General features: G+C 64.8%; 21 protein-coding genes. 10 read left to right on the forward strand and 11 right to left on the reverse strand.

What is annotated here, in order from left to right:
• The first annotated feature begins 1 nt into the window (after window position 1).
• The 4 genes from B8W69_RS07200 (at window position 2) to B8W69_RS07215 (ending at window position 4061) form a co-directional block, all read left to right on the forward strand.
• A complete protein-coding gene (locus B8W69_RS07200) occupies window positions 2-1477 on the forward strand; it encodes an MCE family protein (protein ID WP_009953720.1) in 1476 nt (491 codons plus the stop codon).
• Window positions 1441-2172: an Rv1363c family protein gene (locus tag B8W69_RS07205; RefSeq protein WP_085289224.1), complete on the forward strand. Its 732-nt coding sequence runs from the start codon at window positions 1441-1443 to the stop codon at window positions 2170-2172. Before B8W69_RS07200 ends, B8W69_RS07205 begins: the two co-directional genes overlap by 37 nt.
• A gap of 62 nt (window positions 2173-2234) precedes the next feature.
• Window positions 2235-2936 carry an Rv1363c family protein gene (locus B8W69_RS07210; protein WP_085289225.1) on the forward strand — a complete coding sequence of 234 codons (702 nt, stop codon included), beginning with the start codon at window positions 2235-2237 and terminating at the stop codon, window positions 2934-2936.
• A gap of 270 nt (window positions 2937-3206) precedes the next feature.
• On the forward strand, window positions 3207-4061 hold the full coding sequence (locus tag B8W69_RS07215; RefSeq protein ID WP_085289226.1) for an acyl-CoA thioesterase: 855 nt from the start codon (window positions 3207-3209) through the stop codon (window positions 4059-4061).
• A 30-nt stretch (window positions 4062-4091) separates the two neighbouring features.
• Here B8W69_RS07215 and B8W69_RS07220 read toward each other — a convergent pair whose 3' ends face one another.
• From B8W69_RS07220 to B8W69_RS07230, 3 genes are all read right to left on the reverse strand, one after another.
• A complete protein-coding gene (locus B8W69_RS07220) occupies window positions 4092-5321 on the reverse strand; it encodes a CaiB/BaiF CoA transferase family protein (RefSeq protein ID WP_083175145.1) in 1230 nt (409 codons plus the stop codon).
• A gap of 37 nt (window positions 5322-5358) precedes the next feature.
• A complete protein-coding gene (locus tag B8W69_RS07225) occupies window positions 5359-6141 on the reverse strand; it encodes a FadR/GntR family transcriptional regulator (RefSeq protein ID WP_011724865.1) in 783 nt (260 codons plus the stop codon).
• A gap of 75 nt (window positions 6142-6216) precedes the next feature.
• Window positions 6217-7212, reverse strand: a complete 996-nt coding sequence (locus B8W69_RS07230; protein ID WP_085289227.1) for an LLM class flavin-dependent oxidoreductase — start codon at window positions 7210-7212, stop codon at window positions 6217-6219.
• A 176-nt stretch (window positions 7213-7388) separates the two neighbouring features.
• On the opposite strand from B8W69_RS07230, the gene B8W69_RS07235 reads away from it, so the two are divergent.
• Window positions 7389-8402: a Rieske 2Fe-2S domain-containing protein gene (locus B8W69_RS07235; RefSeq protein ID WP_085289228.1), complete on the forward strand. Its 1014-nt coding sequence runs from the start codon at window positions 7389-7391 to the stop codon at window positions 8400-8402.
• Window positions 8392-9003: a TetR/AcrR family transcriptional regulator gene (locus B8W69_RS07240; protein ID WP_085289229.1), complete on the forward strand. Its 612-nt coding sequence runs from the start codon at window positions 8392-8394 to the stop codon at window positions 9001-9003. Before B8W69_RS07235 ends, B8W69_RS07240 begins: the two co-directional genes overlap by 11 nt.
• Here the strand turns inward: B8W69_RS07240 and B8W69_RS07245 are convergent.
• The gene (locus tag B8W69_RS07245) at window positions 8987-9604 is read right to left on the reverse strand and encodes a cysteine hydrolase family protein (RefSeq protein ID WP_020188810.1); all 618 of its coding nucleotides are present in this window, start codon (window positions 9602-9604) and stop codon (window positions 8987-8989) included. The genes B8W69_RS07240 and B8W69_RS07245 overlap by 17 nt on opposite strands.
• A 109-nt stretch (window positions 9605-9713) precedes the next feature.
• Here B8W69_RS07245 and fadD4 point away from each other — a divergent pair, with 109 nt between their 5' ends.
• On the forward strand, window positions 9714-11240 hold the full coding sequence (fadD4, locus tag B8W69_RS07250; RefSeq protein WP_085289230.1) for a fatty-acid--CoA ligase FadD4: 1527 nt from the start codon (window positions 9714-9716) through the stop codon (window positions 11238-11240).
• Window positions 11241-11244: 4 nt separating this feature from the next.
• Here the strand turns inward: fadD4 and B8W69_RS07255 are convergent, their stop codons facing one another.
• From B8W69_RS07255 to B8W69_RS07265, 3 genes are read right to left on the reverse strand one after another with little or no spacing between them, the layout of a single operon-like run.
• On the reverse strand, window positions 11245-12357 hold the full coding sequence (locus B8W69_RS07255) for a cytochrome P450 (RefSeq protein ID WP_224112187.1): 1113 nt from the start codon (window positions 12355-12357) through the stop codon (window positions 11245-11247).
• A 60-nt stretch (window positions 12358-12417) separates the two neighbouring features.
• Complete coding sequence (locus tag B8W69_RS07260; RefSeq protein ID WP_083175156.1) at window positions 12418-13215, reverse strand: SDR family oxidoreductase; 798 nt, start codon at window positions 13213-13215, stop codon at window positions 12418-12420.
• Between the two features lie 12 nt (window positions 13216-13227).
• Window positions 13228-14058 (reverse strand): mycofactocin-coupled SDR family oxidoreductase, encoded by an 831-nt coding sequence (locus B8W69_RS07265; RefSeq protein ID WP_014379513.1) that lies wholly within the window; start codon window positions 14056-14058, stop codon window positions 13228-13230.
• 163 nt (window positions 14059-14221) lie between these two features.
• Between B8W69_RS07265 and B8W69_RS07270 the strand changes: the two genes are divergently transcribed.
• Window positions 14222-15049, forward strand: coding sequence for an enoyl-CoA hydratase/isomerase family protein (locus B8W69_RS07270; protein ID WP_009953740.1), 828 nt, complete (start codon window positions 14222-14224; stop codon window positions 15047-15049).
• Window positions 15050-15095: 46 nt separating this feature from the next.
• Here B8W69_RS07270 and B8W69_RS07275 read toward each other — a convergent pair whose 3' ends face one another.
• From B8W69_RS07275 to B8W69_RS07290, 4 genes are read right to left on the reverse strand one after another with little or no spacing between them, the layout of a single operon-like run.
• Entirely contained in the window at window positions 15096-15875 is a 780-nt protein-coding gene (locus B8W69_RS07275; RefSeq protein ID WP_009953742.1) for an SDR family oxidoreductase, read from the reverse strand.
• On the reverse strand, window positions 15872-16981 hold the full coding sequence (locus tag B8W69_RS07280; RefSeq protein ID WP_009953744.1) for an acyl-CoA dehydrogenase family protein: 1110 nt from the start codon (window positions 16979-16981) through the stop codon (window positions 15872-15874). The genes B8W69_RS07275 and B8W69_RS07280 overlap by 4 nt, the downstream gene beginning before the upstream one ends.
• On the reverse strand, window positions 16978-18129 hold the full coding sequence (locus B8W69_RS07285) for an acyl-CoA dehydrogenase family protein (protein WP_085289231.1): 1152 nt from the start codon (window positions 18127-18129) through the stop codon (window positions 16978-16980). The genes B8W69_RS07280 and B8W69_RS07285 overlap by 4 nt, the downstream gene beginning before the upstream one ends.
• A 9-nt stretch (window positions 18130-18138) precedes the next feature.
• The gene (locus B8W69_RS07290; RefSeq protein WP_009953748.1) at window positions 18139-18978 is read right to left on the reverse strand and encodes an SDR family oxidoreductase; all 840 of its coding nucleotides are present in this window, start codon (window positions 18976-18978) and stop codon (window positions 18139-18141) included.
• Window positions 18979-19104: 126 nt separating this feature from the next.
• On the opposite strand from B8W69_RS07290, the gene B8W69_RS07295 reads away from it, so the two are divergent.
• Window positions 19105-20325 carry a Zn-ribbon domain-containing OB-fold protein gene (locus B8W69_RS07295; RefSeq protein ID WP_085289232.1) on the forward strand — a complete coding sequence of 407 codons (1221 nt, stop codon included), beginning with the start codon at window positions 19105-19107 and terminating at the stop codon, window positions 20323-20325.
• Window positions 20322-21482, forward strand: coding sequence for a thiolase C-terminal domain-containing protein (locus B8W69_RS07300; protein ID WP_011724876.1), 1161 nt, complete (start codon window positions 20322-20324; stop codon window positions 21480-21482). The genes B8W69_RS07295 and B8W69_RS07300 overlap by 4 nt, the downstream gene beginning before the upstream one ends.
• Window positions 21483-21491 lie beyond the last annotated feature (9 nt).

Raw genomic sequence — 21491 nt, forward strand, 5'->3', positions numbered from 1 at the left:
GATGCTGCATCTGACCCGGCGCACCAAGATCCAGCTGGCCATTTTCACGGTGATCAGCCTGAGCGCAGCCTCGCTCATGTTCTTCGACTACATGCAGATACCGACGGTATTCTTCGGGGTCGACCGCTACACGGTCACGGTGGAGCTACCTCAAGCCGGCGGCCTTTACCCAGGCGGCAACGTCACCTACCGAGGCGTCGAGGTGGGTCGCGTGCAAGCGGTAAAGCTGACCGCGACCGGCGCCGAGGCCGTGCTTCAGCTCAATTCTGATGTCCACATTCCTGCCAACCTGAATGCGCAGGTCCACAGTGTCTCGGCGGTCGGCGAGCAATATGTCGAGCTGCTGCCACGTGGTGGGCAGGGGCCGTCACTGAAAAACGGTGACGTGATCCCGGTCGACCGTAGTTATGTTCCACCAGACATCAATTCACTCCTGGCGGCCACGAACCGCGGCCTTACCGTAATCCCGCGTGACAACCTCAAAACGGTTGTCGACGAGTCCTATACGGCCGTGGGCGGGCTCGGCCCGGAGCTTTCCCGGCTGGTCAGCGGAACGGCGAAGTTGGCGACCGACAGCCGTCAGAACCTCGACGCGCTAGTCAACCTGATCGATGGGTCAAAGCCGCTGCTGGACAGCCAGACCCAGTCAGCAGACTCGGTCCAAGCTTGGGCCGCACACCTGGCGACGATCACCTCCGAGCTGCGCGATAACGACTCCTCGGTCGCAGGTCTGCTACGAGAAGGCGGCCCGGCGGCCGCCGAGGCCCGGCAATTGTTCGACCGGCTGAGCCCCACGCTGCCGATCGTGCTGGCCAATCTGGTCAGTGTCGGGCAGGTAGGCGTCACCTACCGCGACAACCTCGAATCCTTATTGGTCGAGCTGCCCCAGGGGGTGGCCGAAATCCAAGCGACCGGGGTGGCCAACCGCAACACCAAGCAGGATTACAACGGCGCGTTCCTGAGCTTCAATCTGAACCTCAACTGGCCGCCCCCATGCACCACCGGATTCCTGCCCATCCAACAGCAGCGCGCTGCCAGCTACGAGGACTATCCGGACTCCCCTAACGGCGACATCTATTGCCGGGTACCGCAAGACTCGGTGCTCAACGTGCGCGGTGCCCACAACATGCCCTGCGAAACGCGCCCCGGCAAACGCGCGCCGACCGTCAAGATGTGCGAAAGCGACCAAACCTACGTTCCGCTTAACGACGGCTTCAACTGGAAGGGTGATCCGAACGCGACGTATTCCGGGCAGGACGTGCCCCAGTACAGACCGGGCGAGGAGCCGCCCGGACAGGTCCCCCCCCCGTCGCCGCCGGGCCCGGCGCCACCGCCGATAGCGGCCGTCCAATACGATCCCGCCACGGGCATGTATATGGGGCCAGACGGCCGGATGTACACCCAGACCGACCTAGCTGTCGGCACCAAGAAAGGGCAAACATGGCAGAGCATGCTGATGCCACCCAAGAGAAACTGAGCGAGACGGACCTGGCGGCAACGTCCGCATCGGCCGGTCCCCCGGATGAGGGTTCATCGGAAGCGGTCACAGCTGATGAGACGACCGCTGAGGCGCCCGCTTCGGACAACCCGACAGTGGAGGCGCAGGACGACGAAGTCGAGGATTACGACGCCTCGGTTGATGACGCTGCCGAACCGGATGCCGAAGACCCTGCGCCGGCCAAGAAACTACGCTCGCCTGCGCTGTTGGCGACAGTGTTCGGGTTGGTCACAGTTGTCGGCCTGGCGGCGCTCGGGGGCTGGTTCGGGTATCAGACGTACCAGTCACACCAGGCCCAACAACAGCGCGAACTGATGGTTCGCATCGGCAGGCAAGGCGCGCTGAACCTGACGACAATCGACTGGCAGCACGCCGATGCCGACGTCCAACGCATCCTGGACTCAGCGACGGGCACTTTCTACGACGACTTTTCTCATCGATCCAAACCCTTCATCGACGTCGTCAAGAAAGCGCAGTCGAAATCGGTCGGGACAATTACCGAGGCGGGCCTGGAGTCGCAATCGGGGAACGAAGCCCAAGTGCTAGTCGCTGTGTCGGTAAAGACCTCGAATCTCGGTGCAGCCGAACAGGACCCGCGGCATTGGCGGATGCGCGTCATCGTACAGAAGGTCGGAAACGACATGAAAGTCTCCAACGTCGCATTCGTACCGTGACGGGGCCGCGCCCTGGCCAGCGCCGACGATCAAGACCACGAACCAGATAAGGAACCATCGCAGTGCGGGTTATATCCGATTCCGCCGTAGAGCGGGACGAAACACAGGTCGATGAGCAGGCCACTCAGCAAATCGATACTGAGACCGACGAAACCGACGAGACCGGGGACGGCACGGACACGGTCAGTACCGAAGACGTTGCCGAATCGGAGGACGAATCCGCCGACGATCCCGAAACGGAAGATTCCAGAGACGTTGAACCCCGGCCGCGTAAGCGCCGGATCGGATGGTCGCGGCTGCTGGTCTTCGGGGTGCTGCCTATATCAGCTTTGCTGATCGCTGTGGCCACGGGCTTTCTCAAGTGGCAAGCCGCTTCGAACCTTCTGTCCAGGGAGGCCGAAATCGAGTCAGTCGCCGCCGCCAAGGATTCCAGCGTTGCGATACTGTCCTACCGACCCGACACCGTCGAAAAGGACCTAGGCGCCGCCCGCGATCGGCTGACCGGCAAGTTCAAGGACTCATACACACAGTTAGTCCAGGATGTGGTGATACCAGGCGCGAAGAAAGACCACATCTCGGCGGTCGCTACCGTTCCCGCCGCCGCCTCGGTGTCGGCGAACCCAAACCACGCGGTCGCGCTGGTGTATGTCGACCAGACTGTGTCCGTTGGCAACGATGCGCCCACCGATACCGCATCCACCGTCCGGGTGACCATGGACAAGGTCGGCAACCGTTGGCTTATCTCGGCATTCGACCCAGTTTGAGGCCAAGATGGCACAGGCAGATATCTCCTGAGGGTCTGGCTGGGTGATAAACCGTGACATGGCTCCCGGATGACGCAGCACAACAGTGGTTTTAATCTGGGAGCGGACGCACGTGCGGTGCGTCGGTCCAGCCTCCGATGTGTGCACACCCTACGAATTTGCATGAATAGCTTTGCCTTTGGGGTCGCTAGCTTTCCGCGGTCGGAAGGGTTCGTCGAGAACTGCGGTGCCGCCGGGTGCGGCCGCCGGCGGCGTGCTTAGCTTGGCTACATGATCTCGACGCTCGAAGACGTGCTGAGTCTGTTGGACCTGCAGCAGATCGATGACGCAGCGTTCGTGGGCACTCAACCCGACACCCCCAACCACCACATCATCGGAAGCCAGGTCGCCGCTCAGGCGTTGATGGCGGCCGGGCGGACGACACCCGGGCGACTGGCGCACAGCATCCACATGTACTTTCTGCGGCGTGGTGACGCAAGGCAGCCGATCCAGTATGACGTGACCCCGCTACGTGACGGCGGCACCATCTCCTCGCGTCGGGTGACCGCGAGCCAGTCGGGAGTCGTCCTCTTCGAGGCGCTCGCCTCATTCACAATCATCGCCGACGACGTCGACTGGCAACAAAGAATGCCTGACGTGGCGGGGCCGTCCGCGGTCCACGGACTCGAGGATCTCTTGACGCCCTACGCCGAGGAATTCGGTGACTGGTGGCCGCAGCAACGTCCATTCACCATGCGGTACCTCGACGCGCCGCCTCGGGTCGCCCTTGATCTCTCCGACCCGCCGCCGCCGCGGCTTCGGATCTGGCTTCGTGCGAACGGCGAGGTCACCGACGATCCGTTGGTCAACAGTTGTGTGGTGGCCTATCTCAGCGCGCTCACACTGCTCGAGTGCGTGATGACGACGATGCGCACCACACCGGTGGGGCCTCGGCTCTCGGCGCTAGTCGACCACACCATCTGGTTTCACCGCGCTGCCGATTTTACTGACTGGCTGCTCTTCGACCAGTTCTCGCCGAGCATTGTGGGCCGCCGCGGTTTGGCCACCGGGACCCTGTACAACCGGTCGGGCGAATTGGTGTGCATCGCAACCCAGGAGGGTTACTTCGCTGAGCAGCGACAGTGAAGCGGATCAATGGCGTTGGCAGCGCCGCGATTACGTGATCACGCCGGCGATCTTTAGTTCAATAAGGCGGTCGTCATCGATGCCCAGTTCGCGCAGTACTGCGTCGGTGTGCTCCGCGAATTGCGGTGCTCTGGTTAGGCTGGCTGGATCGTCGTCGAACTGCGCCGGGCTGGCGACCAACTTCTGCGGATGACCTTCGGCATCGACGATTTCGGCGATGCGACCGTTGGCAGTCAGTGCTTCGTCATTGGCTATTTCCCAGGCATCCTGCACCGGGGCCCACTGCCCTCTGCCCTTGCGTAATAACGCTTGGCATTCAGCGAAACTCAACTTGCCGATCGCGTCCGCAACGATTTGTTGAGCAGTTTCGCTGTGCTCGGCCATCGCGTCGAGCGTTGTGAACCGCGGATCTTCAGCGACCTCGTGCAGACCCATCAGCCGGCAGAACTCCGGCCAGTACCGCGTCGGCTGCAACATTGACAACTGGACGAACCTTCCGTCCGAAGTCCGATAAGCGCCGGTGAGCGGGTTGCCCGGGGCCTGGGTTCGGCGTTCTACCTTCGGCAGCGGGCCGCCCATCAGCATCGCCATGTTCACGTTGAACTGGGTTGTCCAAGCGCCGACCGCCAAGAGCGAGACGTCGAGCACGGACGGTTCCCCGGTGGCCTGTCTGCCGTAGAGTGCCGCCGCCACGGCGCCGGCGATGGTGATGCCGCCGATGTTGTCCCCGTAAGCCCCGGCGGGCATGAACGCACTGTGTGCGGCATCGGGCGACGTGAGGCCGTCCGCGCTGCCACCACGGGCCCAGAACGCCGTCGCGTCATAGGCCCCCGCATCCCGGTCGGGCCCTTTCAGTCCGAAGCCGCTGCCGACGACATAGATTATGGCGGGGTTGATTCGGCGGACGTCGTCGACGTCGATGGACAGCTTCTTCCGCGTCGACGGCAGGTAGTTCGTCAGGAACACGTCGCTTCGCCGAATCAGTTCGTCGAGCAGGGGACGCGCCTCGGAATTGTCCAGGGCCAGGCCGACACTGCGCTTTCCGCGGTTGGGTGCTTCCATGATCGGCGCGAACGACGATCCGGGTACAGTTGCCGCGGCGCCCAACACTTTGACCAAGCCGCGCTGGGCATCGCCGGTGACAGGATGCTCGATCTTCACCACGTCGGCGCCCCAGTCGGCGAGCACAGCGCCTGCCGAGGGAACGAAGGTGAACTGGGCGACCTCCAGCACGCGAACTCCGGTGAGCGGTTTACGCATCAGATGTCCTTCAAGTGAGGGTGGGCACGGTGCCCACTCAGTGCATGATGTCTCGGACCTTCGTCTTCTCGTGGCCCTTGAGTAGCTCAGCGCTGGCGTTCTCCATGTGTCGCCGCCAATGCGCCTCGGCCTCGGCGCCGTCCCGGGCGGCCACCAAGTCGGCGAGTCGGGTGTAGGACCGCATCAGCTTGTTGTACTGAGCCTTGGGCACGACGTTCTGAACGCTGAGAAATGCTGCGGTCATGTGCCTTTCGAAGATTTCGTGCAGCATGCCGACGATCACGGTCAGTGTCGCGTTGCCCGACAGTTCGACTAGCCGGCGGTGCAATGCGGTGGACGCCGCGCCCAGCTTGCCGGTCTCCCATGCAGCGGGGATCTCCTCGATGAGTTCGCGTAACTCGCGGTGGGCCGCAGCGGTGCCATCCTCTGCGAGCAGCCGGGCCGCATACGGTTCAATGCCCATCCGTGCCGTCATCACGTCCGCGAGCGTCGTTCCCGCCATCTCGAGCAGGAAGCCCGCCGGCCGCGCGACGATCTCGGGGCCCGGGACGCGAACCCGGGCGCCGGTGCGTGAGCCGCGCCGCACCTCCACGAGGCGGTCGGACTCCAAGACTCGCACCGCTTCTCGCAGTGACGGCCGGCTGACCTGAAAGTGATCCATGAGTTCGGCTTCGTAGGGAAGGAAGTCGCCGTCTTTGAGCTGTCCCTCGACGATCATCCGCCGCAACGTGTCCGCCACGATCTCGGCCGTCTTCGGCGACCGCACCGCACCGTTATTCTGTGACGTGGCCATCGGCGCGAGCGGTTCCCGCTTGGGCATCGCGACCTCCTGAACTCGACATGTAGTACTCAGTACACCATGTAAGGCACCCATCTGGTGCATCCGTAGCTGGCGTCAATGTAGTTGCGAAAGAACGCGCGTCGCGGCCGCACCATAGCCGGAGCGTCGTCGACGTCCGACCAGGAAGCTTGGCGGTGAGGCAAATGCCGTGTCGGGCACTCGTTTGCGAGTCGCCAGCATCTCGCGTGCCTGTGTGTCGTCGCCACAGATCGCGATCGACCACAGCATATCGTCAGTGACGTGGTCGGCGATCGTTTCCGGATGGCCGCTGCGGAAGGCCGATCGGATCCGGGCGACCTGGTCTGTCCAGCCGTGCAGTTCGACGAGTGAGTCGTAGGTCTTCACGGTGAAGTAGAAGGCGATCTGCAGCCGCGCGTCCCGGACAGCCCGTGCCGGGTCGTCGTTGTCGATCGCGGTGATCAGCCACCCCCAACGTCGTAGCTCGGCCGGGTCACGTCCGCTTGCTTCCGCGCCGCGGACCAGTTCGGGCTCCACGACTTCGGTCCACCACCGATCGGTGAACAGGCCGTGCCCCAGTACGCCATCGGCGGTGCGACCTACCGTCCGCAACATGATCTTGTTGAACGCTCCGATCAGGATGGGAACGTCTAACCGGCCGAGCACCGGTGCACGGATGTCGGCGTCAATCGTGTAGAACCGGCCCTCGTAACGGACGCGTTCGCCGTTCTCGGCGTTCAGGAACGCCCGTATCGCCTCGATCAGTTCGGCCATCCGGGGGGCGGGGTGGGCGGCGTCGACACCAAACCAGTCCTTATTCATCCGTGAGGTCCCCGACCCAAGTCCCAGAAAGACCCTGCCCGGGGCGAGTGTCCAGAGATGTCGGACCGCCGCGGCGTGCACGAACGGGGACCGGGCGAATGCGTATGCGATTCCCGGGCCGATGTACGCCCCCGAGGTACCGAGAGCCATCTCGGTCGCGGTGATGTATGCGTTGAGATCGGCGAACTCGCCAGCGCAAAACGCCTGCGCGCCGGCGGTCTCCGCCTGCGCTGCCAGCGCGGGCCCCGGCCACGGCAGACCCCAGTCCATGCGTCCTCGCATCCGTCGGCACTACGTCACTAACCTAGTTAGATACGTAATTGTACTTCCTGCCCGGTGGCTACGCCATCGCCCTGCATCGATCGTTTTCGACAAAAGTGTCAAAAAAGAGTAGCCTCGCGATAGTCCTGCTGCTAGGCGTCGTGCGTGGAAAGGACATTCCGATAATGCAAACATTGCCGAGCATGCTGCCCACCGGGTGGTTTCAGGTCGCCTGGAGCGCTGACCTTGCCGTCGCCGAGGTGATCCCGATGCACTACTTCGGCCGGGATCTGGTCGCCTTCCGGCAGCTGGATGGGGTGGTGAAGGTGCTGGACGCGCACTGCCAGCATCTTGGCGCGAGCCTGGCCCACGGCGGCTGCGTAGTCGAAGAAGGCATCCAGTGCCCTTTTCACGGCTGGGTGTGGAACGGCGCGGGACGCAACGTCCACATTCCCTACCAGGATCGGCCCAATAAGGGCCGCCGAGTACGTAGCTACCCGGTCGCCGAGCTCAACGATTCGATCTTGATCTGGCATGACAGCGCGGGCAGAGATCCATTGTGGGCGGCACCCGACGCGTTCGCGGTGCTTGGCGAACACGTCCGCTCGCAACGATTCCACCCATTGACAGCCGATTGCCGGACGCGGCATGAGCGGGTAAAGGTGCATCCCCAGGTGATCGCCGAGAACGCCGTCGATCCTCACCACTTCCAATTCGTCCATCGCACCCCGATCAGTCCCGTGGTACTGCGTGAAAGCACCGACAGCTCGACCTGGTCGGCCAAGGTCGGCTTTGGCCGGAGGTGGAGCGACGGCCTGGACCGCACCGGCGACACGATGAACACGATCGAAATCTATTGGTCAGGAATCGGGCTCAGCTACAACGGCGAACACGTCCGCGACGGAATCCGAGTCATCTCCATCTGCGCGACACCGGTGGACGACACCAGATCCGACATCTTCGCCGGCTACTGGATCAGCGAGGAAACGTCAGAAGGCCCGGATGATTTCGAGGCGCGCCTGGCCGCAGCGAAACTCGCCCTGCCCGACGACATCCGGATCTGGGAGCACCAGAAGTACCTCGAACCGCCGGGTCTGGCGACCTCGGAGGCGGCAGGCTTTCGCGCGCTGCGTCGGTGGGCGAGCGGGTTTTATCCCGAACCGGAGGCTGCCGCCGACCCGGTCGCGCATGGTGTCTGAGGGCTCGCCCCCGCGGGTAACACGCAAGTCCGACCGCACCCGAGAGTCAATCCTGGACGCTGCGCGGACCGCGTTTGCGCGCAAGGGTTTCTCGGGCGTCACCATCAAGGACATCACTGACCTCGCGCCGGTCACCCGGGCGAACTTCTACTATTACTTCTCCGACAAGACCGAGCTTTTCATCGAGCTCGGCACCGACACCTACCGCGAAGCGCTGGCGGTTGTCGAGGGTTTCATGGAGCAGGGGAGCCCGCCCAGCCGGGAGGACGTCGAGGCCTGGGTTGCCGGCTACTTCGACTACCTCGACCGCAACGGTGCGTTCGTCATCCGCTCCACGGAGGACATGCCTCCCGATCGCAAATTCCGCGCGGCGGTCGCCCGCTCGCACCGTCGAACCGCCGCTGCGCTCGGTGAGGGCATCGCAAAGATGGCGCCGACACCGCCCGACCTCGACCCCGTGGCTACCGGGCTGGTGATTATGGCGATGCTCGAACGCTCATGGCTGATGGTTCGCCACAACGAGGTCCCGTCGACGACACGCCAAGCGGTGATCATGGCGGCCACCGAGATGCTGTGGCGAACGGTCAACGGTCAGACCTGACCGATGTCCATTCCCCGATAAGCTTATCGATCGTGGTCAGCCGACCCAGCACGGCAATAGTGTTGTCCAGCACCTGTTCTGCATAGTCCTTGGGGGTGCCGCCGACGGCGTCGCGCGGGACGACGAGTTCGAAACCGGCCTGCGTAACATGCCCGGCAGTGTGGGTGATCGCCAGGTTCAGTGAAACGCCGGCAAGGACGATGGTGCTCACGCCGAAGCCTTTGAGCACGGGCAGTAGTTCGGAATCGAGCGTTGGGAAAAGGCCGTGGTGGCGCGGTAACACCAGATCGGTGGGTGCCAGTAGCTCGGGAAGCACTGTAGTGGAGGCGGTTCCGGGTGCCCAGTGAGCGGTTGCGGGGCCCAGGGCCCGCCAGATGCGCGCCGTCCCGGTCGGCCGGCCCCCGAGGTTGCCCTCATAGGTCGCGTGCACCACCCGCGCGCCGAACTGGCGGGCGGAATCGAGAAGTCGGCGCACACTGGAGACGAGTTCAGAGCTGTCGGCGGCCAAAGCGGGCAAGACGGACTCGGGGCCTAGCACACCGTTCTGGCATTCCACACAGACAACGGCCGTGGTCTCGGGGTCCCATGGTGTCGGAGCCATCCCTGCACCCTAGTCCATTTTTTTGACACCTGTGACGAAAAATTCGGTAGATCCCTTACAAAATATCGCGTTTCGCCTTCTTTACCTCGGAAGACTCTAAGGTGAAATCGTGGAGATCCGCGATCACATCTCATCCGGTAAACCTGCCCTGGTCCTCGCTCGGACTGGCACGGTGATCGACTTTGCCGAGCTGGAGAAGCGTGCCAATCGTCTGGCTCACTTCTGGTATGCCGCCGGACTTCGCGAGGGCGACACGGTTGCGGCATTACTCGAGAACAATGAACACGTCCATGCCGTGATGTGGGCGGCGCGCCGAAGCGGTCTGTACTACGCGTTGATCAACACTCACCTGACAGCCGCCGAGGCCGCCTACATCGTCGACAACAGTTCAGCAAAGGCGCTGATCGGGTCACGCGCGACTCGCGACATCTGCGAAGGCCTTGCCGAGCATTCCCCCGGCGGGTTACCTGAGCTGCCGCTGATCGCCGACGACGATCTAGACGGATGGTACCGCTACCCGGAATGCGTTGCCGACCAACCCGAGACGCCGATCCCCGACGAAAGCGAAGGCGATCTGCTGCAGTACTCGTCGGGAACCACTGGCAGACCCAAGGGGATCCGCCGTGAGCTTCCGCATCTACCACCAAGCGAAGCACCCAACATCCTGATGCCGTTGATGAATGCCGTCGGAATCACCAGCGAGTCGGTGTATCTGAGCCCGGCGCCGCTGTACCACACCGCGCCGTCGTTCTGGTCGATGGTGGTGCAGTCGCTGGGCGGCACCACCATCGTGATGGATAAGTTCGACCCGGAACACGCGCTCGAGTGCATCCAGCGCTACGGCATCACTCATGGCCAATTCGTCCCGGCGATGTTCGTGCGGATGCTCAAACTGCCCGAAGCGGTGCGCATATCCTACGACGTTTCCAGCCTGCAGCGGGTGGTGCATGCGGCCGCGCCATGCCCGGTGGACATCAAGAAACAGATGATCGCGTGGTGGGGGCCGATCATCGACGAGTACTACGCCGCTTCGGAGGCGGTGGGAGCCTCGTTCATCCGCGCCGAGGACTGGCTTACCCACCCCGGCTCGGTCGGCCGACCCTTGGTTGGGGTCCCACACATCCTCGACGAGAGCGGCCATGAGCTACCGCCCGGTGTGCCCGGCGAGATCTATTATGAGGGAGGGCATTCGTTCCAGTACCTCAAAGACGATGCGAAGACGGCGGCGGCCCACGACGCGCACGGCTGGGTGACCGTCGGTGACATCGGCTATCTCGACGTGGATGGCTACCTCTATCTCACTGATCGCCGTCATCACATGATCATTTCGGGTGGCGTGAACATCTACCCGCAAGAAGCCGAAGACCTCCTGATCACCCATCCCAAGGTGCTCGATGCCGCAGTCTTCGGTATTCCGGATGACGAGATGGGTCAGGCTGTCAAAGGCGTGGTGCAGACGGTAGATCCGGCTGATGCCAACGACGGCTTCGCGGCAGAGTTATTGGAGTGGCTGCGAAACCGGTTGGCGCACTACAAGTGTCCGCGGTCTCTCTCGTTCGAGGCGCAGCTGCCCCGGACCGATGCCGGTAAGTTGTACAAGCAGCAGCTCGTCGGCAAATATTCGGCGAAGGGATAGGTGATCAGCCCAGTTTCAGAGGCACGCGCTCAAGTGAAAAGGTGCTCGCGGGGAACACAATCTGCGGTTCCTCACCGACTTTCACCGAAAACTCGGGAATGCGCCGGAGCCATTCGCCCACGATCAACTTCAGCTCGAGGCGGGCCAGGTGCGACCCCAGGCAGCGGTGTGGCCCGCCACCGAAGCCCCAGTGCCGGTGCACCTTTCCATCCATCACCACGTCATTGGTCGAGATCTCGTCGCTGTCGTCGCGATTGATGGCAGCGACACACAACCGCACCATGGTGTCGGCGGGCAGCGTGACGTCCCCGATGGTGACCTCGGTGGTGGTCACGCGGGGCAGCATCGGCGCCGGCGGCTCCAGCCGGACGATCTCCTCGACGAACACATCGATCTGGTCGGGATCGTCGTGGAGGGTGGCCCTCAGCTCCGGGTTGCGGGCGAGCTCCAGCAGTGCGGAACTCATCGCCGCGGTGACGGTGTCCAGCCCGGCCAGGACGAAAAGGAAGCTCAGGCCCATGATTTCGGCGTCGTCGAGTGGCTCCTCGCCATTGAGCAACTGCGACAGGATGTCCGGCCCGGGGTCGGCGCGCCGTGCGTTGATCGCCTCGGTGAGGTACGCGACCAATTCGAGTGCCGGCGTCAGGTCGGCATCCTCGAGTGACGGCGCTTCCGAGATCGCGATGACCGAGGTTTTCCACGCGACGAGCTTGTCGCGATCCTCCAGCGGAAGCCCGAACAAGGTCAGGAATACCTGTGAGGGATAGGGGATCGCCACGTCGGCCACGACTTCGCACTCGCCTTGTGCGGCTACCCGTTCGATGATCTCGATCGCCTGCTGCTGCAGCGAGGGCAGCATCTCTTTCAAGGTGTGTGGACTGAAGAAGGGCTGCAGGATCTTACGGAACCGGGTGTGTTCCGGCGGATCGAACGAGATGGGCACCAACGGCAGCGGGCTGCCGAGCACGTCAAAAGCCTTCTTCGAGGAGAACAATTCGGGATCACGCAGCGCCGCCAGCACGTCCTCGCGGTGGGTCAGATAGAAGATTCCGTCGACGGACACCACCCGCCCTGCGTCACGCAGGACCTTCCACCCCACCCCGCGGTCTGCCGCCATCGGCAGGCTGGCGAAGGAAAGTTCGGGTACGCCAAGGGTTTCCACGTATGCTCCTAAAGGTTAGAACGCCGACCGGTGCAAGCCACCGTCGACTTCGATCCAACTACCGGTGAGGTAGCCGGCAGGTTCTGAGCAAAGATAGGCGATGAGCGAGGCAATCTCGCTCGGTTTGCCCATTCGCGCTGCCGGCACCCGAGCTTCGCGCAGCATGAACTCGCGTCGCTCCTGATCGGTGCTCGCGCCGAGGTGCTGCTCCAGGTAGGCCAGTGCGTTCTCAGTCTCAATCCAGCCGGGCGCGACGGTGTTGACCGTGATGCCGAACTGGGCGTACTCGTCGGAGACCGTCTTGAGCAGGCCGATCGTCGACGGCCGACTGGTGTTGGCCACCGCGTGGTGGATGTTGCCCGCCGGCTCCTTGGCAGTGGCGGAGCCGATGTGCACGAATCGGCCCCAGCCGGCGTCCTGCATGGCAGGCAGGACCGCGTGCAGCAGGAGGATCTGGCTCATCGTGTGCAGTTCGAAGGACTCACGGTAGACGTTCACATCGGTGATATCGGCGAAATCCCCGGGCCGTTGGTACTTGGCCTGCCCGACAACGATCAGCGGCGCCCCGTGCTGGGCCGCAATCTCGCGGACGGCGTCGGTGAGCTGCCCGTCGTCGGCCACGTCGGCAGTGACACCGATGGCAGTGCCCCCTTCAGTGCGGATCGCCTCGACCGCGGCGTCGACATCGGTCTTAGTCCGCGCCAGTATCGCAACCCGCGCACCTTCTGCGGCAAGCAGTTTGGCGACCTCGAAGCCGATTCCCTTGCTGCCGCCGACGACCAGCGCCGATCGGCCGTCGATTCCGTAATGCATCCGGCGCGCCGACTAGCCTCGCCGCACGTCCATGCCGGCGTCCACCTTGAGCATGCTTCCGGTGAACGAACGGCCCGCGTCGCTGATCAAAAAGAGGATCGTGTTGCTGACGTCGCGTGGCTCGATCAGCGGCAAGTCCGGCAGCGCGGTCTGGACTGCATTGACCATGCGGGGGTTGTCCTCGATCACTTTGAACAGCGCCGGGTTGTCAGTGATCATCGGGGTCGCGCAATTCGTCGGCGCCACCGCATTGACGCGAATACGGTCGGGGGCAAGCATGGCTGCGTACGCGCGGACCAGGCCGACGACGGCGACCTTGGACATCAGGTAGGCGTCGCTGCCGCCGCGGCCGTCGGTGAGATCCAGTAGGGCGATCATCGAACTCGTCGCGATCAGATTGCCACCCTCGCCACGTTCCTTCATGTGGGGGATCGCTACCTGGAAGGCGTTCCACACCCCGATGAGCATGATGTCGAGCCCTAGCCTCAGCGCCTCTGAGGCGTCGCGCTCATCGGCGTTGGTGAGCACGACCCCGGCATTCGCGAGCACCGTGTCGACGTGGCCGAACTCGGTGACGCCCGCGTCGAACGCCTCCTGCAGGGCAGCCTTGTCGCGGACGTCCGCCTTGCGGGTCAGCATCTTCCTGCCGGTCTTTTCCACCAGGCGGGCCGTCTCCTCGAGATCGTCTTCGGTGCCAAGTGCATAGGGCACGATGTCGAGGTTCTCGCAGATGTCGACGCCGATGATGTCGGCACCTTGCTCGGCGCACATCACCGCGTGCGAACGGCCTTGCCCGCGAGCGGCTCCGGTGATGAAGACAACTCTGCCGTCCAGTGAACCCATATCTTTAAGCCTCCAGTAGCTCTCGCTATCGGCCGCGCTCTGCGGGATGGTGAGGGCGCGACGCAGTGACGTGCGCCACGTTACGCCGCGGAATTGGAATCATACAACTATTTGGCTAATTTGGTGGACGACGGAACACTCCGAGCTTTGGAAGGGATATCACATGTCCGACAGCCCCAATGGCGGTCCGCGCCCACCCGACGGTGACTGGTTGGGGAGCCCCTACCTGAGGTTCGAACGTGAAGGTGCGTTTGCGATCTGCACCTTGGACCGCCCCGAGGCGCGGAATGCGATGACGCCCGCGATGTACTTCGGGATCCGTTACGCGGTGAGTCGCGTCAATGCCGACCCCGACCTCGCGGGCCTGCTCATCACCGGCACCGGCGACGTCTTCGCGCCGGGAGGTGACCTGGGTCAGAAAGCAGCAGACAACTGGATGGACTTCGCGTCCACCATGGGAACCGACGTCACGCCGTTCGACACGCTGCGGCAGTCGGCCAAGCCGGTCGTGTCCGCGGTCAACGGCATCTGTCAGGGTGGTGGCCTGCAGATCGCGATGTGCAGTGACCTCGCCGTGGTGAGTGATCGGGCCGTCTTCCGGGTGCCCGAATTGTTCCGTGGCATCGCCGACACGTACTACAGCCAGGTCCTGGCCCGGCTCATCGGACCGGTCCGGACCAAGGACCTGATGTTCACCGGACGGACGCTGAACGCGCAGGAGGCGCTCGACTGGGGCATGGTGAGCAGGGTGGTCCCGCACGACGACCTGATGAGCGTCGCCAAGGAGTTGCTCGCGCAGTGTTGCCGGACCGCTCCGGGAGCGCGCGGGTTGGTCAAGGCGAGCCTGGACAACTACCTCGGGCTGTACGACCGGATCGGCATGACGACCAGTCTGTTCGGTCCCGAGGCGGCCGAAGGCTTTCGGGCGTTCAAGCAGAAGGACTCGCCGGACTGGGTGCACCCGGAACTCCGGGTCCAGGGCCGGTTGTAGCCCGTCGCTGCGGGCCGACGCGAGGTCGGCCCGCAGTCCACGCCGGCTACTTCGGAGTGAAGCGCTGCGCGCCGTCTAGGCGCATCACCTCGCCGTTGACGTAGCCGTTGGACAGCAGAAACGTTGCTGCGTCGGCATACTCGGCAGGAGTGCCTAGTCGCTTGGGGAACGGGATGTTGGCGGCGAACTTTGCGATCGCCTCTTCGCCGACCGACTCCATGATCGGCGTCTTCATCGTTCCAGGGGCGATGGTGTTGACTCGGATGCCCACCGAACTGAGGTCGCGAGCGGCAGCGATGGTCAACCCGATCACGCCGGCTTTCGCTGCGGCATAAGCGGTCTGGCCGATCTGGCCCTCATAGCCGGCAACCGAGGCCGTCATGACGATGGCACCGCGTTCGCCGTCCTCACGAGGTTCGGCAGCGGCTACCGCAGCCGCTACCAGCCGTGTCAGGTTGTAGGTGCCGTTGAGATACAGGTTGATCGTCTTAGTGAATGCGGCCATGTCGGCGGGACTGCCGTCGCGCTGCACGATCCGTTGGGCCACCCCGAAGCCGCCGTGCGCAACGACCGCGTAGCGCAATCGACCGAGCTGGTTGGCCTGCTCGATGGCGCCCTGCACACTCTCGTCACTGGTTACATCGGTACTGACAAACAGTGCCCCGCTGCCCAGTTCGTCGGCCAGAGCCTTACCCTTGTCGGCGGCGAGATCGGCGATCACCACGCCGAGTCCGTCGGCATGGAGCCGACGGACCGTCGCCTCGCCCAGGCCACCCGCGCCGCCGCTGACAATCGCCGACGCTCCGTCGAATTTCGCTACAGTCACCAATTCTCCTTATTAACCATTGTTTTCACTTCAGGCGGATCGCCCGTCACCAAGCTCCACGGATCCTCCGCGGCCAGCACCAGCCGGCCGAGTCGTCGTGCGTAGTTCGCGGTCGTGCCGTAATCCGCGGTCCAGCTCTGAGCGCGCAGGGTGAACAGCCACAGCGGGTGCTCACTGGTGACGCCGATCGCGCCGTGCAACTGATGGGCGACGCTGGTGACCGGGCCGACGGCGCGGCCGACTGCGACCTTCGCGACGGTGACGGCATAGTCGGTGTGGGGGGAGTTGAAGCCGTGCTCGGAAGCGGCGGCGACAGCTAATTCCGCAGCGGCACGGGCTCTTTCGATCTCTCCGGCCATGCCGGCCAGTGACTGCTGCACGGATTGGAAGGCGCTGAGCGGACGACCGAACTGGACGCGCTGCCGGGTGTGCTCGACTGAAAGTGCGGCGGCGGCGTCCAGCACCCCGATGGTCTGCACACAGCGTGACCATGCGCCGCGCCGAGTCAGCTCGGCGCCGAGTGCCGGGTCTACGGCGTGTAATTGGTCGGCGGACACGTCGAACGGAACCGAATCGCGTGGTTCGCCTGCCAGGTTGTGGCCTTCCTGCAGATCACCAGAGGCCACGTCGATGACGCCGACCCGCAGCCCGGCGGGCGTGGTGACGGCTAGCAGGGCGGCGGCGCACGCTCGAGCCCATGGCACGCCGGTCGCGGTGCCGGTGACCCTGGCGCCGTCGGTTTCGGCATCGGCGACGGCAACGGTCAGCGGCCCGTTGGGGAGCTCGATCCCGGCCTGCTGGCCCAGCCACCCGGCAAGCGCGTCGGTTTCGGCCAACGGCACCGCGCCGGCGTGGCGGGACACGCCGTAAAGCGCAATGGCCAACTCGTGCGGGCCGGCTCCCATGTCGGGCGTGCTCGTCAGCCTGGCCAGCCCGGTGTCCTCGAGGTTGCGCCAGAGTTCGGCGTCGAACTGCTCGGGGATGCCGCGACGGCCCAGCCCCGCGTCATAGGAACGCCGGCCAAGGTCGTCGACGAGCTGGCGCAGCTGTGTGTCGTCATTTTGAGAGTCGGTCGCGGCGAATACCCCGCCGGCCAGCGCGCTCATCGCAGCCCCATACCGCGGGCGATGACGCCGCGTAGCACCTCGTTGGTGCCACCGCGCAGCGTGAACATGGGTTTGTGCAGCCACGCGGTGTTCAGCATGGCCTCCAGTTCGGAATTCGGCGGTGCCGCCTCGAGCAGGTCGGCGATCAACCCGACGGATTCGGCTTCGAAACGGGTGCCGAGGTCCTTCACCAGCGCCGCCTGATTCGCCGCGTCGCCGCCGTCGGTGAGCGTGCGGGCCACCGACAACGACAGCTGCCGCAGCGAGATCAACCGCGCCATCAGGTCGCCGATGTCGGCGGCGGTACGGTCGTCGGGCACCGGCCCGCGACCGAGTGTGCGGATGGCGGCGAACAGCAGGGGACCGGTGGACAGGATCCGCTCGGGCCCGCTGCGTTCGAACGACAACTCGGACGTGACCTGGTGCCAGCCGTTGCCGACCTCACCGAGCACGTCGGCATCGGGAACGAAGACCTGCTCGAACAGCACCTCGTTGAAGTGGTGAGCCCCCGACATCAGGATGATCGGCTCGATGCGGACGCCCTCGGCATCGCACGGCACCAGGAATTGGCTGAACCCGGCGTGGCGGTGTTCTGGATCCGGCGGGCTGGTGCGGGCTAGCACGACGACCTGGTGCGCATGGTGGGCCCCGCTGGTCCACACCTTGCTGCCGGAGAGTAGCCAGCCGCCGTCGGCGCGGACAGCCTTGGTTTGCACAGCAGCAAGGTCGGACCCGGCGCCGTGTTCGCTCATGCCGATTGACGAAAAAAGCTGTCCTGCAACAATCTTGGGCAACAAACGTTCGCGCTGCTCCTCATTGCCGTAGGTCAGCAGGGCGGGTGCGACCTGACGGTCGGCCGTCCAGTGGGCGGCCACGGGCGCGCCCGCCGCGATCAGTTCCTCGGTCACCACGTAGCGGTGCAGGTGCCCCAGCCCGTGGCCGCCGTAACGCTGCGGGATGGTCAGGCCGGTCAATCCGGCGGCGCCAAGCCGCCCCGAGAACTCCTCGTCCCACCCGGCCAGCCATGAATCGACGCCGGGCTGCCAGCCGAATTCAGCACGGTCGGACTCCAAGAAGTCGCGCACGGCGTGCCGCAGCTTGACCAACTCGGGCTCACGGGCGCTCAACGCGTCGAACGAATTCACCACTGCCGCTTCCTAAACCGTAGGCGCCGGGGCCGACAGGAGGTAGAAGTTGGGCGTCAGGTCATCCTCGTTGGCCGCCAGTAGGTACTCCGACAGGTCGGCGCGGCCCTCCTCGCGAAGGATCTCCTCGTCGGTGTAGAAGTGGCCGCTGCACGCCGCGGCGGGACGGGTGACCAGCGCGTGCACCGCCTCGGCCATGATCTGCGGGCTGCGGGCCTGCGCCCGCACCGTTTCCTCGCCCATTGCGACCATCATTCCCGTACTGGCGATCGTGGTGGCCGGCCACAGTGAATTCACCGCGATCGGCACCGAGGCGAACTCCTCGGCCCATCCCAAGGTGAGCAGGCTCTCGGCGTACTTGCCCACGGTGTGCCCGACATGGGCACCAACCCATCGGGGGTCCATGTTCAGCGGAGGGGCGACATTGACCACGTGCGCATTGCCCGACCGGCGCAAGTACGGAAGTGCGGCCTGCACAATCGCGAACGGCCCTTCGACATTGACCTCCAGCAGCCGGCGCAGGCTTTTGGGCGGTAGCTGCGCGGTCGGTCGTAGATCCAGGGCTCCGGCGTTGTTGATGACGACGTCGATGCCACCGAACGCGTCGGCTACCGCCTCGACTGCCGCTGCGACCGCTGCCGCATCGCGCACATCGCAGGTCAGCGGCAGCGCCCGACCGCCGGCACGTTGCACGGCGTCCGCGGTCTCGCCAAGGGTGCCCGCGATCTTGGGATTCGGCGTCTGAGTCTTAGCCAACAGGGCCACAGCAGCGCCATCGGCGGCGGCCCGAACGGCGACGGCGGCTCCGATACCGCGGCTCGCGCCGGTGACCACGACCACGCGGTGCTTCAAAGTGCGAGAATCGGGACTACCCACGGTTTGTTGGCCTTCCGCCGTCGCTGCGGTGATTCGAGGAATGCTATAACTATATAGCTCATTAGTGGGAGGGATGAACCCGCCCGACCGAAGCGAGGCCCCATGACTCAGGTTCTGTCGATCGGCACCTATCTGCCGCCATGGACTGTGCGCGACCGGCGGGTCAAGGGGGCCGACGAGGACGCGCTGACGATGGCCGTCGCCGCCGGCCGCGCCGCCGATCCCGAGGCCACGGCGCAACGCGTGGCGTTGGTGTCACGTGACTTTCCGCTGCTGGAGGGCGGCAACGGCGCGGTGCTGTTGGCCGCGTTGTCCCTGCCGGCCGACACCCCCGTCGCCGAGGTCCTCGGCGGTGCGCCCGCCGTGTTGGACCAAATCTGCAGCGCCGGCGAAGGCACCTTGGTGATCGCCGCCGACGACAACGATCTCGCGGCGGGGGCCGGTGCGGTGCTCACGGGCGATGGCGGCGCCTCCGTGACCCCGCTGGCACGCCAGACCCGCAGTCTGCCGTTGACGGCCCGTGGTGCCGACGGCGCCCGCCACTCCTACGTCGACCCCCGGCTGCAACGTGAGGTCGGGGTGCGTTCCACACTGGCCCGATTGGGCCTCGCCCCAAACTCGGCGGTGGCAGCGGTCGCAGGCGTGCCGGTCGCGCAGGTCGGGGGTGACTTCGACACATCGCACGCCGTCGGCATCCCCACCGTCTCCGCCACGGCGATCATCCGGCTGTTGGCCGATGCGATCGAGGCTGGCGCACAAGGCTTGTTGATCGCCGTCGAGCAATCCAGTGTCAGCGCGGCCGATCTCGCGCAGGGGGGCGCCAAGCCCAGGATCGCCCGCGACGAGTTTCCGGCGCGGGAGCTACCCAAGGCGCGCGTTGCCGACGGCGTCGGCATTCCGATTTCGATGCCCGCGTATGCGCGCGCTTTCGAGCCGAAGATCCGTTGGGAGGCGGCGGTTTTCGAAGAGAGCCCCGGCATCGATGCCGCACCGCAGTTTCCACCGCGGCTCCGAGTCGACAATGCCGGACGGTTGGCCACCGAGTACCGGCTCGAGTCGCTGCCGCGAACCGGCACCGTCTACACCCACACCACGGTGCGGATTCCGGTGCCCGACTTGCCCAGCCCGTACTCCCTGGCCGTCGTTCAACTCGACGACAGCCCGGTGCGGGTGCTGCTGAAAGTCACCGGTGTGCCCGCGGGCGAGGCGACGATCGGACAGCCGGGGGCGGTGGTGCTGCGCAGGATCGCCACTCGCACCGGCATTCCCGATTACGGCTACGCCTTCTGGCCCGGACGGACGCTGGAAGGAGCGGTTGCATGAGAAAAGTCGCCATCGTCGGCGCGGGGATGACGCCCTTCGCCGAACACTTCGAACTGGGTATCAAGGACCTGGTGCCGATGGCCTACGCCGAAGCGGTCGCCAACGTTGACAAGGGCATTCAGAAGTCTGAGCTCGAAGCCGCGTGGTTCGGCGAGTTAGCGACCACCGACGGGTTCCCGTCCGGCATTTTGGCCGACACCCTCGATCTGACTGACATCCCGGTAACCCGCGTCGAAAATGCCTGCGCCACCGGCAATGACGCGATCCGGAACGGCACGCTGGCCATTGCCTCCGGCCTCTACGATGTGGTGCTCGTCGTCGGGGCCGACAAGGTCCGCGAGACCTCCTCGAACACCACGTTCTGGGACTGGGCGGCGATGACCCGCGACAACGCCTGGGACTATCCGCTGGGGCTGGTTGCGCCCGCCAATTTCGCGCTGCACGTGATGCGATATCTGCACGAGTCTCCGGCGACGAAGGAGCACATGGCGATGGTGGCGGTGAAGAACCATTTCCACGCGGTGAACAACCCGAAAGCTCAACTGCGCTATGAGATCACCGTCGAGCAGGCGCTTGCCGCGCCGATCGTGGTCGAACCCTTCGGGCTCTACGACTGCACCCCGCAGAGCGACGGCGCGGCCGCGGTGATCTTGGCTGCCGAGGACGTCGTCGACCGCTACACCGACCGTCCCGTCTGGGTTCGCGGCGTGGGGCTGGGTATGGACCGGGTGATGCACCAGCATAAGACGGACATGACGACGTTTCCGCCGACGGTGCGTGCCGCCAAGGCCGCAATGGCGATGGCCGGGGTGACGCCGCGCGATATCGACGTCGCCGAGGTCCACGACTGCTTCACCGGCGTCGAGCTGATCAGCTACGAAGATCTGGGCTTCGCACACCGTTTCGAGGCCTACAAGTTGGTGGAAGGCCGCGAACACTATGTGGGCGGGTCGATTCCGATCAACCCGAGCGGCGGGTTGAAGGCTAAGGGGCATCCGCCGGGTGCCACCGGCGTGGCGCAGTGTTACGAACTGTTCAACCAGCTTCGCGGTGAAGCCGAGAATCAGGTTGACGGCGCACGAATCGCGTTGGCGCACAACATCGGCGGGCCGACCGCGGTCTCCGCGGTCACCGTCCTTTCCAACCAGAAGAACTGATAGGACCAT

This window comes from Mycolicibacterium vulneris (assembly GCF_002104765.1).
In the GTDB taxonomy this organism is placed as follows: domain Bacteria; phylum Actinomycetota; class Actinomycetes; order Mycobacteriales; family Mycobacteriaceae; genus Mycobacterium; species Mycobacterium vulneris.